General features: G+C 73.3%; 8 protein-coding genes. 5 read left to right on the top strand and 3 right to left on the bottom strand.

The window, feature by feature from the left end; all coding sequences use genetic code 11:
• The first annotated feature begins 469 nt into the window (after positions 1-469).
• Together ACFY3C_RS25870 and ACFY3C_RS25865 are read left to right on the top strand one after the other, a co-directional pair.
• Positions 470-2,581: an asparagine synthase-related protein gene (locus ACFY3C_RS25870; RefSeq protein WP_390772424.1), complete on the top strand. Its 2,112-nt coding sequence runs from the start codon at positions 470-472 to the stop codon at positions 2,579-2,581.
• A gap of 73 nt (positions 2,582-2,654) precedes the next feature.
• Positions 2,655-5,942 (top strand): BTAD domain-containing putative transcriptional regulator, encoded by a 3,288-nt coding sequence (locus ACFY3C_RS25865; RefSeq protein WP_390772423.1) that lies wholly within the window; start codon positions 2,655-2,657, stop codon positions 5,940-5,942.
• Positions 5,943-6,006: 64 nt separating this feature from the next.
• Here ACFY3C_RS25865 and ACFY3C_RS25860 read toward each other — a convergent pair whose 3' ends face one another.
• Together ACFY3C_RS25860 and ACFY3C_RS25855 are read right to left on the bottom strand one after the other, a co-directional pair.
• Complete coding sequence (locus ACFY3C_RS25860; protein WP_390772422.1) at positions 6,007-7,941, bottom strand: sigma-70 family RNA polymerase sigma factor; 1,935 nt, start codon at positions 7,939-7,941, stop codon at positions 6,007-6,009.
• Between the two features lie 364 nt (positions 7,942-8,305).
• Positions 8,306-9,076 (bottom strand): TetR/AcrR family transcriptional regulator, encoded by a 771-nt coding sequence (locus ACFY3C_RS25855; protein ID WP_386580509.1) that lies wholly within the window; start codon positions 9,074-9,076, stop codon positions 8,306-8,308.
• Positions 9,077-9,456: 380 nt separating this feature from the next.
• On the opposite strand from ACFY3C_RS25855, the gene ACFY3C_RS25850 reads away from it, so the two are divergent.
• Positions 9,457-10,836 carry an NAD(P)/FAD-dependent oxidoreductase gene (locus ACFY3C_RS25850; RefSeq protein ID WP_390772421.1) on the top strand — a complete coding sequence of 460 codons (1,380 nt, stop codon included), beginning with the start codon at positions 9,457-9,459 and terminating at the stop codon, positions 10,834-10,836.
• A 130-nt stretch (positions 10,837-10,966) separates the two neighbouring features.
• Positions 10,967-12,610, top strand: coding sequence for a SpoIIE family protein phosphatase (locus ACFY3C_RS25845; RefSeq protein WP_390772420.1), 1,644 nt, complete (start codon positions 10,967-10,969; stop codon positions 12,608-12,610).
• A gap of 96 nt (positions 12,611-12,706) precedes the next feature.
• Here the strand turns inward: ACFY3C_RS25845 and ACFY3C_RS25840 are convergent, their stop codons facing one another.
• A complete protein-coding gene (locus ACFY3C_RS25840) occupies positions 12,707-13,993 on the bottom strand; it encodes an MFS transporter (protein WP_390772419.1) in 1,287 nt (428 codons plus the stop codon).
• Positions 13,994-14,104: 111 nt separating this feature from the next.
• On the opposite strand from ACFY3C_RS25840, the gene ACFY3C_RS25835 reads away from it, so the two are divergent.
• The gene (locus ACFY3C_RS25835; RefSeq protein WP_390772418.1) at positions 14,105-14,653 is read left to right on the top strand and encodes a MarR family winged helix-turn-helix transcriptional regulator; all 549 of its coding nucleotides are present in this window, start codon (positions 14,105-14,107) and stop codon (positions 14,651-14,653) included.
• Positions 14,654-15,038 lie beyond the last annotated feature (385 nt).

Genomic DNA, 15,038 nt, shown 5'->3' with positions numbered 1-15,038 from the left:
GGCTGGGGGACACCGCCACCTTCATCCCCGCGGGTGGCGGACCGGTCCGGGAGGCGATGCCCGCCTCCCGGACTGTGCGCGTTCCGGTGCCGCCGGGCGCTCCGCAGGCCTGTACGGAGCGTGCTCGATTTCTCGCAGCCGCCGCCGATTTGGCTGAAAATCGACCCAGCCCCCGGAGGGTGATTTCCGCTCCCACCATGGGACTTGAGGGCGCGAAGGGCGTTATCGGGGCGCATATCGGGGGCGCATTCGCGTCGCACCCACCTGGGGCTCTGCCGCCATCCGCCGCGCGTCGTACCGGCGTTCAGCCGCCCACTCCTCGCCCACCCGGGCGGCTTCCCCGCGGCGTCCGCTCGACGTTCCCTCGATCGAAGGCGGCGCCACCGCCCCTCCGCACCGCGTTCTTCATGGCAGCATGGGGACCCGGTTTCTGCGGTGCACTGGTTGTCCACAGGCTGTGGAGGTGTCGATGCGGTGGTTGGTGGGTTGGAGCAGCACCGCCGCGGGCGCTTCCGGAATCGGTTCCGCGGGCGCCACCGGATACGACGGCGAGACCCTGCACCCGGTCGGCTCCCAACTCCTGTGGGGCGACCCCGATCCCCTGTGGGCCGTCGGCGACTGGCGCCCGGACGAGGTGCGCGTGGTGAAGGCCGACGCGCAGAACCGGATCGCCGTCCTCGGCACCTGCGGTGCGACCGACGAGGAGCTGCGCCGCGGACTGTTCACCGCGCGCGGGGGCGCACTGCGCCATCTGACCACCTGGCCCGGCAGTTACACGGCCGTCGTCCAGGTGGGCCGGAGAATCACCGTCTGCGGCGATCTCGCGGGCGCCCGCCCGGTGTTCCACACCCCCTGGGCCGGCGGCACGGCCTACGCCACCGCCGCGCTGCCGCTCGCCGACCTCATCGAGGCCAACCTCGACTTCGGCCACCTGGCGGCCCTTCTCGCCGCCCCCGACGTACCGGCCGCCCGGCGGGACACCACCCCGTACGACGGCGTACGGCGCATTCCTCCGGGGCATGCCCTCGTCCTGCGCGCCGGAGCGCGCGAGATCGCCGGGTACGAGCCGGTCGCCTCCCTCGCGGTGGCCGCGCCCCCGGCGGACCCCGACCGCGCCGTGGACGCCGTACGGGACGCGCTCGTCGAGGCGGTACGCGCGCGGCTGTCGGCGCCGCGGCACGTGCCCGACCTCGACCCCGGGCCGGTGCCGGGCATGGGCCCCGCGGAGCGGCGGGCCGCGCGCGGGATGCCGGCGCCGGGCATCGGCGCCGACCTGTCGGGCGGGCCCGCCTCCGGCACGCTGGCGCTGCTGGCCGCCGGACTGCCCGGCCGGCCCGGCACACTGCTCGGCCACGGCACGGGCTCCGGGGAGCGGCTGCTCGCCGTCACCTTCAACGACCTGGCCGTCGGCGGCCGCGAGGCCGAACTGGAGCGCGCGGGAGCCCTCGCGGCCAACCCGCGGCTGCACCACGTGGTGGTGACCGGCGGCGAGGAGACCCTGCCGTACGCCGACCTCGACGGCCCCCTCACCGACGAGCCGGGCCCCTCCCTGGTCACGGCCGCCCGCCACCGCGCCCGGCTCGCCGCCGGCAGCGCCGACCACTTCACCGGCCACGGCGCCCGCCAGGTCCTGGACGCCCACCCCGCCCGCCTCGCGGACCTCCTCATGGACCGCAAACGACGCCACCTGGTACGGCCGGTCGCGGCACTCGCCCGGGCCGACGGCTCGGTGATGGTCCCCGCGCGCGTGTACGGCGCGGCCCGGCGGCTGGCGCGCACTCCGTACCGGGCCGGTCTTGAGCTGCTCGCCGAGCGGCTGATCCGGCACCGCTTCGAGGAGCCCGGGGGCGCCGTCGGCGCGTCCCTCGCCGCGCTGACCTGGGGGAGACCGGGGCCGGCGGCGCGCTGGCTGACGGGGGAGGCTCTGGCTGAAGTATCGGTTCTGCTCCAGAGCGAGGCGGAGCGCTCCTCCGGCGGCTCCGCCCAGCGCCCCGGCGAGTTCCGCGCGCGTGCCGTCCTGGCCCGCCACGCGGCCGACCTGCGCGTCCTCGAACAGGCCGCCGAGATCCGCTCCCAGCGCCTGCACGCGCCCTTCCTCGACAACCAGGTCGTCCGCGCCTGCCGCGCCCTCCCCGAGGCCCTGCGCGTCCAGCCCGGAGCCCGCTCCGCCGTCCTGCGTACGGTCCTTGAGGGCGCCGGCGTCGCGGGCCTCCCGCCCGGCTGGGGCGCCCCCTCCCACGGCTCCTCCGCGGCAGCCGCGCGCACGGGCCTGCGCGTGGCGGCGGACTCCCTCGTGGACCTCTTCTCCACCCCCCTCCTGGCCGAGGCGGGCCTGGTGGAGGCCCGGGTGGTCCGCAAGGCCCTCCGGGCGGCGGCAGAGGGCGAACCGCTCCCCCTGGACGGCCTGGCCGACCTGATCTCCCTCGAACTCTGGCTCCGCCGCCTCCTCTCACGCCGAGGCACCTGCTGGACCGGCACACCCGCACGCGCGCGTGCCGTCCCCGCGGGCATCGCACCGCGCCGGGGCGCCCTGGGCGCGGGAGCCGCGGGAGCCGCGGGAGCCGCCGGACTGAGCGGCTAGGCCGCCGTACGACCCGCGCGGGGAGCACGCAAACCCCCGTGCCTCCGCTCCCGCCTCCGGCGACAATGTGCCGGTGCGGTACAGAATCCTGGGCGTCACCCAGGCGGAGGACGACCAGGGAACCGTCAAGGCGGTCGGCGGCCCCCGCCTGCGCGCGCTGCTCGCCGCACTGGCACTGCGCCCCGGGCGGGTCACCGCCCCGCAGACCCTGATCGACGAGGTCTGGGCCGACGATCCGCCCGAGGACGCCCCGGCCGCCCTCCAGGCCCTGGTGGGCCGGCTCCGCAGAGCGCTCGGCAAGGACACCGTGGGCTCGGAACCCGGCGGCTACCGCCTCGCCGCCACCGAGGACGACGTGGACCTCTTCGTCTTCGAGTCCCTGGTGCGCACGGCCATGGCGGCTCTGGACCGCGGCGACGCCCGGACCGCGTCCCGCGACCTGGACGAGGCGCTCGCCCTGTGGCACGGCCCCGCCCTCGCCGACCTCCCCGACCGCACCGCCGCCGCCCGCCCGGACGCGCTCCGCCTGGAGGCGCTCCGAGGCCGCGCCGAGACCCGCCTGTGCCTGGGCCGCGCCCAGGACGTCGTACCGGACCTGACGGAACTGACCACCGCCCACCCCTACGACGAACCCCTGCACGCGCTCCTCATCCGCGCCCTGCGCGACACCGGCCGCACCGCCGACGCCCTCGCCGCGTACGAGTCCGCCCGCCGCACCCTCGCCGACACCTTCGGCACCGACCCTGGCCCGGAACTGCAGGCCCTGCACGCCTCGTTGCTGCAGCGGGAGCCGCCGGCGGCTGCCCCCACCCGCCCCCCGGAGCGGACGGGCAACCTGCGCCCCCGCCTGACGTCCTTCGTCGGCCGGGAACCCGAACTCGAAGCCATTCGTTCCGACTTGCACAGGGCCCGCCTGGTCACCCTCACCGGACCGGGCGGCTCGGGAAAGACCCGCCTCGCCGAGGAGGCCGCCGCAAGGCTGCCCCAGGCATGGCTGGTCGAGCTGGCCCCGCTCGACCGGCCCGAGGCGGTGCCCGGCGCCGTGGTCAGCGCCCTCGGTCTGCGCGAGACCGTGCTCCTGGCCAACGACCTGGCGACACCGCAGGCCGACCCCACGGCCCTGCTGATCGAGTACTGCGCCCCACGCAGCCCACTCCTGATCCTCGACAACTGCGAACACGTCATCGGCGCGGCCGCCGCCCTCGCCGAGACCCTCCTCACCCACTGCCCCGGGCTCACGGTCCTCGCCACCAGCCGTGAACCCCTGGGCGTCCCCGGTGAGTCGGTGCGCCCGGTCGAGCCCCTCGTCCCCGAGCAGGCCCACCGCCTCTTCGCGGAGCGCGCGCAGGCCGTCCGTCCCGACGCCGACGCGGTGCTCCGCGACACCGAGGCCGTCGCGGAGATCTGCCGCCGCCTGGACGGGCTGCCGCTGGCCATCGAGCTGGCCGCGGCCCGGCTCAGACTGCTCACCCCGCGCCAGATCGCCGACCGGCTGGACGACCGCTTCCGCCTGCTCACCTCCGGAAGCCGCACGGTCCTGCCCCGCCAGCAGACCCTGCGCGCGGTCGTCGACTGGTCCTGGGACCTGCTGGACGAGCGGGAGCGGACGACGCTGCGCGAGGTGTCGGTGTTCGCCGGCGGCTGGGACCTCACGGCGGCCGAGGCCGTGTGCACCGGCCCGGCGGCGGAGCTGATCGGCGCCCTCGTGGACAAGTCCCTCGTCGTGGCCGCCCCGGACGGCCCGGACTCCTTCGGCATGCGGTACCGGATGCTGGAGACCATCCACGAGTACGCCACCGAGCGCGCCGCCGAGATCCCCGAGCTGCGCGCGACGGCCGAGCGGCGCCACCGCGCCTGGGCGCGCGCACTGGTCGAGCAGGCCGAGCCCCAGCTGCGCTCCGCGGCCCAACTGCCCTGGATCGGCCGCCTGGAGAGCGAACTCGACAACATCCGCGCGGCCCTGGACCGCGCACTGCGCGCCGGCGACGAGGCGGAGGCGGGCGCGATCGTCCTGGCGATCGGCTGGTTCTGGTGGCTGCGCAACTACCGCCAGGAGGCCATGGAGTGGGTGCAGCTGGTGCTGCGCCTGGGCGTCGCCCGCGACACCCTGCCCGAGGGCGCGGAGCAGGCCGGTCTCGCCGCGCTGACGGAGTCGGCCGACCCGGTCGGCGCCTTGCTCGCCGCACCCGACGGGGAGGCGGGCCACCCGCTGCGGGAGCTGCGCATGGACCTGCGGATGCTCGACCTCTTCCTGACCTCCGAGTCGAGCACGGCGACCCTCGCGGCCGACCCGCGCGCCCCGGAGTACATCGCCCGGGTGCGGGCCGGCTTCGAGCACGGCGGTCCGCAGGCCGCCCGCCTCCCCGGCATCGTCTGGCCGCTGACCGCCTACTACCTGGGCGGCCCGGCCGACGTGGCACCCGACATGGCCGCGGCCGTCGCCAACTGCCGCAGATACGGCGGGGACTGGGAGATCGGCGTCTCCCTGATGTACCGCACCCATGTGGTCGTCGACTCGCCGGGCAACCTGCGAGGCGTGGACGAGGACCTGGCGGAGCTGCGGGCGCTCAGCCGGCGCGTCGGGGACCGCTGGATGCGGGCGCAGGTGTGCAGCGCGGCCGGTGAGGCGGCCATGGCCCGCGGCAGATTCAAGGAGGCCCGCGCCGAGTACGAGGAGGCGCTGCGGCTCGCCTACCAGGTGGGCGCCTACGCCGAGTCGCCGTTCCTCATGGCGCGGCTCGCCGAGATCGCCTACCGCTCGGGGGACCGCACCAGCGCCCTCGCCACCCTGGACGACGCCGGCACCGCCGCCGACGTGTACGGGGTGGCGGAGTCCCGGGCGTTCATCCTGATGATGCGGGCCCACATCGCCGAGAACGACGGCGACCTGGCCCACGCGCGCGAGCTGTACGACATGACCCGCGCGGTCACGGCGGGCGGCACCCCGCCACCGCAGTTCACGGCCGCCCTGAGCACGGTCGAGGCCCTGATCACGGCCGGCGAGTCCGGTCCCGGGCCCGCCCTGCCGATCGTGGCCGCGGCGCTGCGCGAGGCGGTGGAGCGGCGCTGCGCCGAGGCGATCACGGCGGGGCTGGTCGACGTCGGCGCAGTCCTGCTGGCCAGGCTCGGCGAGCTGGCCGGCGCGGTCCGGCTGTTCGCGGCGGCCGAGCACTGGCGCGCCGGCCACCCGCGCCCCGAGCCGGAGCACACCCGGGCCGAGCGGATCGACACCGCGGCCCGCACAGCACTGACCCCGGACCGCTACGCGGCCGAGCGAGCCCGGGGCGCCTCCCTCACCACGGAGGACGTCCTACGGGAACTGGCGGCACCGAAGCCCACCCGCGCCCGTGAGCCCCGCTAGGTCCTGTCGTTCACACTCCCGTCGTCCGCCCGAAGCGCGGCAGACGGGAGTTTGACGACAGGACCTAGCGGCAGGTGAACCGGGACTCGGCCCAGTCCGCCAGGGCGCCCCGGTCGACGACGTTGCTGTGCGGTTCCACGACGAGCCGTACGGTCCTGCGCCCGGTCAGATCGACATGCACGGGCACGGCCGCGTCCCAGCCCTTGACCATGCCGGACTGCCACAGCCGGACCCCGTCGGCGTAGACCGAGAAGGAGACCTTGCCGAGTCCGAGGGTCATGTCGTCCACACCGGCCAGGGCGTCGTAGGCGGTGCACCGGCGGTTGAGGTCGATGGTCACGGAGGACTTGCCGTGCACGGTGACACCGCGCGCGTACTGCTTGCCGGCGATCGACATCCCGTACCGCTGCCACACCCAGCTGCTCTCGCGCAGCCGCATCTCGGGCCCGGTGCCGTCGCCGTTGATGTCGTAGCGCAGATCGCTCCACTCGTAGACGACGGGAGCCGGTGGCCGAGTGGGGGTGGGGGTGGGCGTGGGCGTCGGTGTCGGCTTGGGTGTGGGCGTGGGGGCCGACTTCGAGGTGGGCGTGGGCGTCGGTGTCGGAACAGGCGTTGTAGGCGTCGGTGTGGGGGCCGGCTCGGGGGCCAGCGCCACCGGCACCGGAGCGGGCTTCTTCTTGCTCGGCGTGGGCGAGGGCGAGGGCGTGGATGCCGACGGCTGTGGCTGCGGCTGCTCGACGGCGGGCGGGGACGGCGCCGGCTTGGCCACCTCCTTGGCCGGGTGGCTGTCGTTCAGCAGGGACATGGCCACCACGGCGACGGCCACCGCGACCACACCGGCCGCGATCCCGGCCTTCACCGGCGCCCCGAGTCCTTCGGAGGCAGCCGCGCCACCACCCGCACCCGAGCCACCGGAAGCCCCGCCGGCAGCGGCCGCACCACCACCCGCACCCGCACCGCTGGAGGCCCCACCGGCAGCGGCAGCGGCACCCGCCGCACCCGCCCCGGCGCCACCGGCGATGATCCCGAGCGCCTTCGCATACCCGGCGGCCCCGAACCAGCCGATGACCGCGACCGGCACCACCGCGGGGATCCCGCTCGCGACCTCCTCGATCTGCGCGGCCGCCAGCCGGCACCTGGCGCACTCGTCCAGGTGCTTGCGCAGACCCCGTTCGGCACGGATGCGCAGCTTGCGGCGGGCGTAGGTGCCGAGCTGGTCGGCGTAGCGGGAGCACTCCTCGTCGCCGACGAGCGAGGCGCTGACGTGCGCCTGCAGATAGGCCTGCTTCAGCCCCTCGCGGGCACGGCTCGCCAGCACCCGGGTGCCGTTGGCGTCCAGCCCGAACAGGACAGCCACCTGGCTCGGCGACTCGTCCTCCACCTCGGTGTGCCACAGCACGGCCTGCCAGCGCTCGGGCAGCGAGCGGAAGGCCTGCATGGCCATGGACTGCTCGGCCTCGTGCAGGGCCCGCACATCGGCACCGAGATCCAGGGCGTCGTCGTCGGACACCTCGGACCCACGCGAGGCCTGCTGCGCGAACACGGCGAAGTCGTCCACGAGCTGCTCGCGCCGCGCGGACTTGCTCCAGTGCGCGGCAACGCGCCGCATGGAGGTCAGCAGATAGGCCCGTACGGAGTGTTCGGGACCCGACCCGCCGCGCACCGCCTGCAGCATGCGGGCGAAGACTTCGGCGGTGAGATCGTCCGCGGTGTGCCCGTCGCGGCAACAGGTACGGGCATACCGGCGCACCGCATCCGCGTGCCGCCGGTACAGCTCCTCGTAGGCGGAGTCGTCCCCCGCCCGCATCCGCTCGATCAACTCACCGTCGGCGGGCGGCGTCTCCCGCGGCGGCAACACACTCCCGCCCCGCTGAGCAGGCACGCTCTGATCCCCGGCCGTTCTGCCCCGCCCGCCCTGACTCGGCACCTGCGGCGAGGTCAGCCCTCCGGTCTCGGAGTCACCGTCACCGCGTGACCCGTCCCACCCGTCAACGCCCATCGCGCAAAGCCCCCGACACCGGCCCAGCCCAACCCGTCACCGGCTCAGGGTGCCACATGGTCTTTCGTTCAAGTACAGCCCGTACGCCCCATCCACTCATCCGAGCGCACTTGTCACCCCCAGCAACCGAACGAGCCCCCACGAGGGCGACAGCTCACCACAGCCCACCCATGACAGCGAGCCCCAAGACCCGGCACCCAGACGTGGCGCTGACGCCGCATACGAGCCACGCGCGCCCGCCGACGGCGCTTCCGCCCCACAGGGGCCACCCGCACCCGACCGTGCCAGTCGCACGGGTGGTGCGGGTGGTACGGGTGGGAACACGATCCCGCCGAAGGCGAAGCCGAGGCGACCGTCGCAGCCCCTACGCCGGCCGAGACCGAAGCCCCTCCAGCAGAATCTCCAGCAGCCGAGCCGAAGCCGCAGCCTGCTGAGCCGGATCCGGCAACGAAGGCGCCGCCGTGGCGATCACCAGCAGCACATCCGCCACGGACACATCCGCCCGCAACTCCCCCGCGGCCCGAGCCCGCTCCACCAACTGCCCCACGACCTCGAGCAGCGCACCGGCCCCACCGTCGTCCGAGCCCGACTCCGACACCAGCCGCAGCTCACCCGACCCCGGCTGAGACCGCTGCTGAGGCACCCGAGCCTCCTCGGCCGACCCGGCGGAACCGCCGGACCCGGCGTCGCCCTCCTCCGCGACCCCGACCCGCAGCACGTGCGGCGGCAGCAACCGCCCCGCCCCGGACGCCACAGACGTCCGCAGGAACCGGGACAGCGCCGACCACGGCTCGTCCTCCTGCCCGAGCGCGGCCCGCGCCTGCTCGGTCAGCCGCGCGGTCTCCTCCTCGGCTATCCGCCGGACCAGCACGTCCTTGCTCGGAAAGCGCCGGTACACCGTGCCGACACCGACCCGCGCCCGCCGCGCCACGTCCTCCATCGGCGCGCCGTACCCCAACTCGCCGAAAACCTCACGCGCCGCACGCAGCACGTGCTCCAGATTGCGCTGTGCGTCCACCCGCAGCGGCGTCGTACGTATCCCGTCCGCGCGCCCGTTGCCCGCCGCCGCGCTCACCGCCGGTCCGCCCGAGGCGAGAGCGGCTGCCGACGACCAATGAGTGTCCTGAACATGCATGTGTTTCCCCCGGTTAATGACGTCTCCCCCCGGAGACTTCCCCGTCACTGAATACCGGAGTGCGCGGAACTGGCATCGGTCACGACCGGACCCGCCCGTCGCGGACCCGTATCGACCACATCCCCTACACCCCGTCGACACACGAACATAGTTGAGTGAGGGTCAATTCAGAAGGGGCAGGTTCCGCACAGTGCGCCCCCCGATCGGAGTACGGGTCATCTATGTCCCGATTCCACGCCTTCGCCCCCTCCCTCCCGCCCCCGCTGACCTGCCCGCTTTCGCCCCACCCCGGCGGCGCGCCCGGCCTCGCGCACACCCGCTCGCCGGTCACACAAATTGCCGGGGCTGTGGACAAACAACAGCGCCGGGTGCGTCATGGGATGGTGAAGGAACGTGCGCGCATTCTGGTTGTCGGCGGCGGCTACGTCGGGATGTACACGGCCCTGCGCCTGCAGCAGAGGCTGAAGCAGGAGCTCAGGCGGGGTGAGGTCGACATCACCGTCGTCACACCCGAGCCCTACATGACGTACCAGCCGTTCCTCCCCGAAGCGGCCGCCGGTTCGATCTCCCCTCGCCATGTCGTCGTACCGCTGCGCCGCGTCCTGGACCAGTGCCACGTCGTCATCGGCGAGGTGACCTCCATCGACCACGCGGTGCGCACCGCCGCCGTCGCCACCCTCGCCACCGCCGAGGAGGGCAAGGCCGCCGAACTCCTCGGCTACGACGAACTGGTCCTCGCTCCCGGCTCGATCTCCCGCACGCTGCCCATCCCCGGCCTCGCGGAGCACGGCATCGGCTTCAAGACCGTCGAAGAGGCCATCGGCCTGCGCAACCACGTCATCGAGCAGATGGACATCGCCTCCTCCACCCGCGACCCCGCGATCCGCGACGCCGCCCTCACCTTCGTCTTCGTCGGCGGCGGCTTCGCAGGAGTCGAGGCACTCGGCGAACTCGAGGACATGGCCCGCTACACCGCGCGCTACTACCACAACCTCCGCCCCGAGGACATGAAGTGGATCCTCGTGGAGGCCTCCGACCGCATCCTCCCCGAGGTCGGCGAGGAGATGGGCCGCTACACCATCACCGAGCTGCGCCGCCGCAACATCCAGGTCCTGCTCGACACCCGCCTGGAATCCTGCGCCGACCGCGTCGCCGTCCTCAGCGACGGCCAGCGCTTCCCGACCCGTACGGTCGTGTGGACCGCCGGCGTCAAACCGCACCCGCTGCTCGCCGCCACCGACCTGCCGCTGGGCGGCCGCGGCCGCCTCAAGTGCACCGCCGAACTGACCGTCGACGGCGCCCCGCACGCCTGGGCCGCGGGCGACGCCGCCGCCGTCCCCGACGTCACCGCCGCCGAACCCGGCACCGACACCGCCCCCAACGCCCAGCACGCGGTCCGCCAGGCCAGGGTCCTCGGCGACAACATCGTCCACGCGCTGCGCGGCGAGCCCCTGGAGACGTACGCGCACAAGTACGTCGGCTCCGTAGCCTCCCTCGGATTCCACCAGGGCGTCGCCCAGTTCTACGGGCGCAAGCTGAAGGGCTACCCTGCCTGGTTCATGCACCGCCTCTACCACCTCAGCAGGGTGCCCACCTTCAACCGTAAGGCCCGTGTGCTGGCGGAATGGACCCTGGCCGGGCTCTTCAAACGGGAGATCGTCTCGCTCGGTTCGCTCGAACATCCCCGAGCGGAGTTCGAACTCGCGGCCGGTGGAAAGCCTCCTCACAGCCCCTCGGACAACCCGAAGGGGTCGTCCTGACCGGACTCAGGAACTACCCGGCCCGCCCCGGCGTCTGACGGATATCGCCGCGGACGGTCACCTGCCAGACTGCCCCACGTCCTCGGACGGGCACCTGCCCGCCCTCAGCACCCACGAGGCTTTCCCCACTGTGAACTTCACGCGCTGGAGCGCCCGGCTCCCCGGAACGCAGCGCCGCGCCGCAGCGCGGACCGAGACCGCGGTCTCCCTGGACCGGCGGGGGGAAGGCTCCGTGCCCGCGGCCCGGGCCGGACAACCGGCCGACGGGGCACCACCCGTACCCGCCGTGGACGAACTGCCCGCGCGCGACGTCCTCGACCGCGTCCCGGCCCTCGTCGCCCTCCTCCACGGCCCCGACCACCGCATCGCCTACGTCAACGACGCCTACGCGGCGGCCTTCGGCGTACGACCGCTCGGCGAACCCGCCCGAGACGGCCTCCCGGAACTGGCCGAACTCGGTCTGCTCCCGCTCCTCGACCAGGTCCTGCGCAGCGGCAAGCCTCGCACGCTCAAGTCCCGCAGGGCCCTCGACGGCCGCTCCTACACGTTCACCTGCACCCCGGTCTCCGAGACCGCCGGGGACGGCGCCGTACTCGTCTTCGCCACCGACGTCACCGACCACGCCGAGGCCGCGGAGCGCCTGCGCGCCAGCGAGCGCCGCCAGCGCGAGACGGCCGTGACCCTGCAGCGCTCCCTCCTCCCCCAGGAGCTGGAGCAGCCCGACGACCTGCGCATCGCCGCCACCTACCAGCCCGGCGGCACGGAGGCCGCGGTCGGCGGCGACTGGTACGACGTGATCACCCTCGGCGGCGGCCGCACGGCCCTCGTGATCGGCGACGTCATGGGCCGAGGCGTCCGCGCCGCCGCCGTCATGGGCCAGCTCCGCACGGCCGTCCGCGCCTACGCCCGCCTCGACCTCCCGCCGCACGAGGTCCTGCAACTCCTCGACGGCCTCGCCACCGAGATCGACGCCAACCAGATCGCCACCTGCGTGTACGCCATCCACGACCCGAACGAGGGCCGCCTGGTGTACGCATCCGCCGGCCATCTGCCCATCCTGGTCCGCGACGAGAACGGCACGGTCCTGCGCGCCGACGAACCCACCGGCCCGCCCCTCGGCACCGGCGGCTGGATGCACGCCTCGGGCTCGATCGCGCTGGGCCCCGGCTCCACGGCGGTCCTCTACACGGACGGCCTGGTCGAGCGCCGCGACGAGGACCTGGACGAGGGGATCGCCTCCCTGGAGCGCGCCCTGTCCGGCGCGACCGGCACCCCCCAGGTCGTCTGCGACCGCCTGGTCCGCTCGGCCGGCGTCACCGCCGACCACGACGACGACGTAGCCGTCCTCGTCCTCCAGCACCCCGCCCGTACGGGCCCCGAGGGCGATCTCTTCCGCAACGCGGCCCTGGAACTCCTCGGCGGCGTGGAGGCGGCCCCCCGCGCCCGCGCGTTCGCCTCCGGCGTCCTGACGAGCTGGCGCTTCCCGGCCGACCTGCACGACCTGGGTGTCCTGGCGACGAGCGAACTGGTCGCCAACAGCCTCCAGCACGGCACCCCACCCATGCGACTCCGGCTCCGCCGCACCGACCGCCGCCTGATCATCGAGGTCACGGACGGCGACGACCACCTCCCCCGCCGCCGCCGCGCAGAACCGGGCGACGAGTCGGGAAGAGGCATCGCCATCGTGGCGACCATCGCCTCCAACTGGGGGTCCAGAAGGACCCCCGGCGGAGGCAAAGCGGTGTGGTGCGAGTTCCTGCTGCCGAGCAGGTAGAGGGCGCCCCTTTGGGGGGCCTGTAGCAGCCAGCTGTGGGCGACCGCCGGGAAGCGGACCCACCCCCGGCCGCCCACAGCACCGGGTGCCGTACGGCTACGCGGTCACGGACTCCGTAGGTGCCCCACCTCGGGCCACCACCCGGCTGGTCCTCGCCGCGGCCCACGGCTGATCCTGGGCAACGGTGAGCCGCCGTCCCAGCCGCAGCGCCAGCACGGTGATGCCGAGGGAGAACAGCAGGAAGGTCACCACGTACGGGGCATGCAGCGACGCTCCGAGAGGACCGCCCACCGCCGGCCCAACAGCCAGCGCCAACTGCTTGACCAGAGCAAACGCAGAGTTGTACTGCCCAGCCATCCCCTCCGGCGCCAGATCGGCCACCAGCGGAGCAACCGTCGGCGACAACATCGCCTCACCCAGCCCGAACAACGCGTACGTCGACACGAACGCAGCGGTCGCCATCTCCTGGCTCCCATGCCCCAGCCCCGCATACCCCGCCGCAAGCCACGCCACGGCCCAGATGAGCCCCACACCGGCGATCACCCGAGAGCGCCGACGCCGCTCCACGAACTTCAGCACGGCGAACTGCGCGACAACGATCATCATCGTGTTCGCAGCCAGCGCCGTACCGAGCGCGGAGGTGGATATCCCCGCGGCCTCCACGCCGTACGCGGCCAGCCCCGACTCGAACTGCCCGTAGCAGGCGAAGAACAGCACGAAGCCCAGCACACACAGCTGCACCATCGCCCGGTTCCCGAGCAGCCGCTTCCAGCTGCCCTTCCCGGACGCGGCCGGCGCGTCGCCGATCCGCGGCGAGTGCGGCATCCGCACCGTCGCCATCACCACGACCAGCAGCAGGAACATCGCCGCCTCGATCGCGAACAGCAGAGTGAAGGAGGAGACCCGGGTCGCGTCGACGAGGTGACCACCGATGAGCCCACCGACGCCGAGCCCCAGGTTCTGCAGGAAGAACTGCATCGCGAACGCCCGCGACCGCGTCTCCGCCGTCGAGCAGTCCACGATCATCGTCGCCAGCGCCGGCTGCATCACGGCCTGCCCCGCCCCGAGCGCCCCGGCCGACAGCAGTACGGCGGCGGCGTTGCCCGCGAGCCCGAGGCTCAGCGCGCCCAGCGCGGCGGTGACCAGGGCTGCGAGCAGGACCGGCAGCGGGCCGCGCCGCACGATCGCCCTGCCGGCGAACGGCAGCACGATCAGCGCGGCCACGGCGAAGACGGCGAGCACGAGTCCCGCCGTCATGGCTCCGAGACCCCGCACCTGCGCCACATAGACGTACAGGTAGGGGACCGTGAAGCCGAGCCCGAATGCGCTGAGTGCGTTGCCCACGTGGATCCGGCGCATCGCTGCGCCCATCGCCCTGGTCACGTTCACCTCTCTCACTAGTTAGGAGTGAAGACTTCAAAGCTAAAGTTCGAAGGCTAAAGAGTACACAGCGAAGGACTTCAAGGCAAAGTGGCTCCGTGCGATACTGCGGCCATGTCCGAGACCCCCGGCGTCACGGAGCCGACGCTCGAAGAACAGATCGCCGCCTACCAGCGCGAGTTCCAGGACCTCGACCCCCAGGTCGAGAAGATCGTGTCGGCACTGTCCCGGCTGAACCGGCGGATGAACGTCGCCTACGGCCGCCAGACCGCCGCCCTTGGTATCGGCAGCGCCGACTGGGAGGTCCTCAAGGCACTGGTCCTCTCCGGCGCCCCGTACCGGATGGGCCCCAGCGACCTCGCCAAGCGACTCGGCCTCACACCGGCCGCCATGACCCACCGGATCGACCGCATGGTCACCGAGGGGCTGGTCACCCGGGAGCGCGACGAGTCCAACCGCGTCCGGGTCATCATCGAGCTGACCCCCGAGGGCCGGGGGAAGTGGCTGGAGGCGATGCGCCTCGCCACCGTCTTCGAGGAGGACCTGCTCCAGGACCTCACCCCTGCGGAGCGCACCGTCCTCGGCGAGGTCCTGACCAGGCTGCTCCGCCGGGTGGAACACGCCCAGCCGGACGCCGGCGGCCGCCTCAGCGACCTGGACTGAAGCACCCAGAAAAGATCTTGACAGGGACGGTTGACACGCCCCTGCGTGATCCGTAAAGTTCTTCGGGTTGCCGCAGAGCCGTAACGGTTCTTCGACAGCACCTCCGCCGCTTCGAGCGGCACCTCACACCACCAGCACGATCTCCCGATGGGATTGATTTCGGCATGCCCGAATTCAATTCGAATAGGGACTCGGCGGCCCGATTGGGAATCGCCGGGCGGATCCGCTAAGGTTTGAGACGTCGGAACGGCCCAACGGCCGCGAAGACAAACCCCGCTGACTGGGGGTCAGACGCCGAAAGGATCTGATAGAGTCGGAAACACCGAAGGGAAGCCCGGAGGAAAGCCCGAGAGGGTGAGTACAAAGGAAGCGACCGTTCCTTGAG

This window comes from Streptomyces sp. NPDC001410 (genome assembly GCF_042895235.1).
Taxonomy (GTDB): domain Bacteria; phylum Actinomycetota; class Actinomycetes; order Streptomycetales; family Streptomycetaceae; genus Streptomyces.
The sequence above is the reverse complement of the archived record's forward strand: the minus strand, read 5'-3'. Positions and strand labels throughout refer to the sequence as shown.

Coding starts and splice junctions, on each gene's coding strand:
- ACFY3C_RS25850 (WP_390772421.1), top strand. CDS start 9,457: ATGGTGAAGGAACGTGCGCGCATTCTGGTTGTCGGCGGCGGCTACGTC.
- ACFY3C_RS25855 (WP_386580509.1), bottom strand. CDS start 9,076: ATGCATGTTCAGGACACTCATTGGTCGTCGGCAGCCGCTCTCGCCTCG.
- ACFY3C_RS25860 (WP_390772422.1), bottom strand. CDS start 7,941: ATGGGCGTTGACGGGTGGGACGGGTCACGCGGTGACGGTGACTCCGAG.
- ACFY3C_RS25870 (WP_390772424.1), top strand. CDS start 470: ATGCGGTGGTTGGTGGGTTGGAGCAGCACCGCCGCGGGCGCTTCCGGA.
- ACFY3C_RS25835 (WP_390772418.1), top strand. CDS start 14,105: ATGTCCGAGACCCCCGGCGTCACGGAGCCGACGCTCGAAGAACAGATC.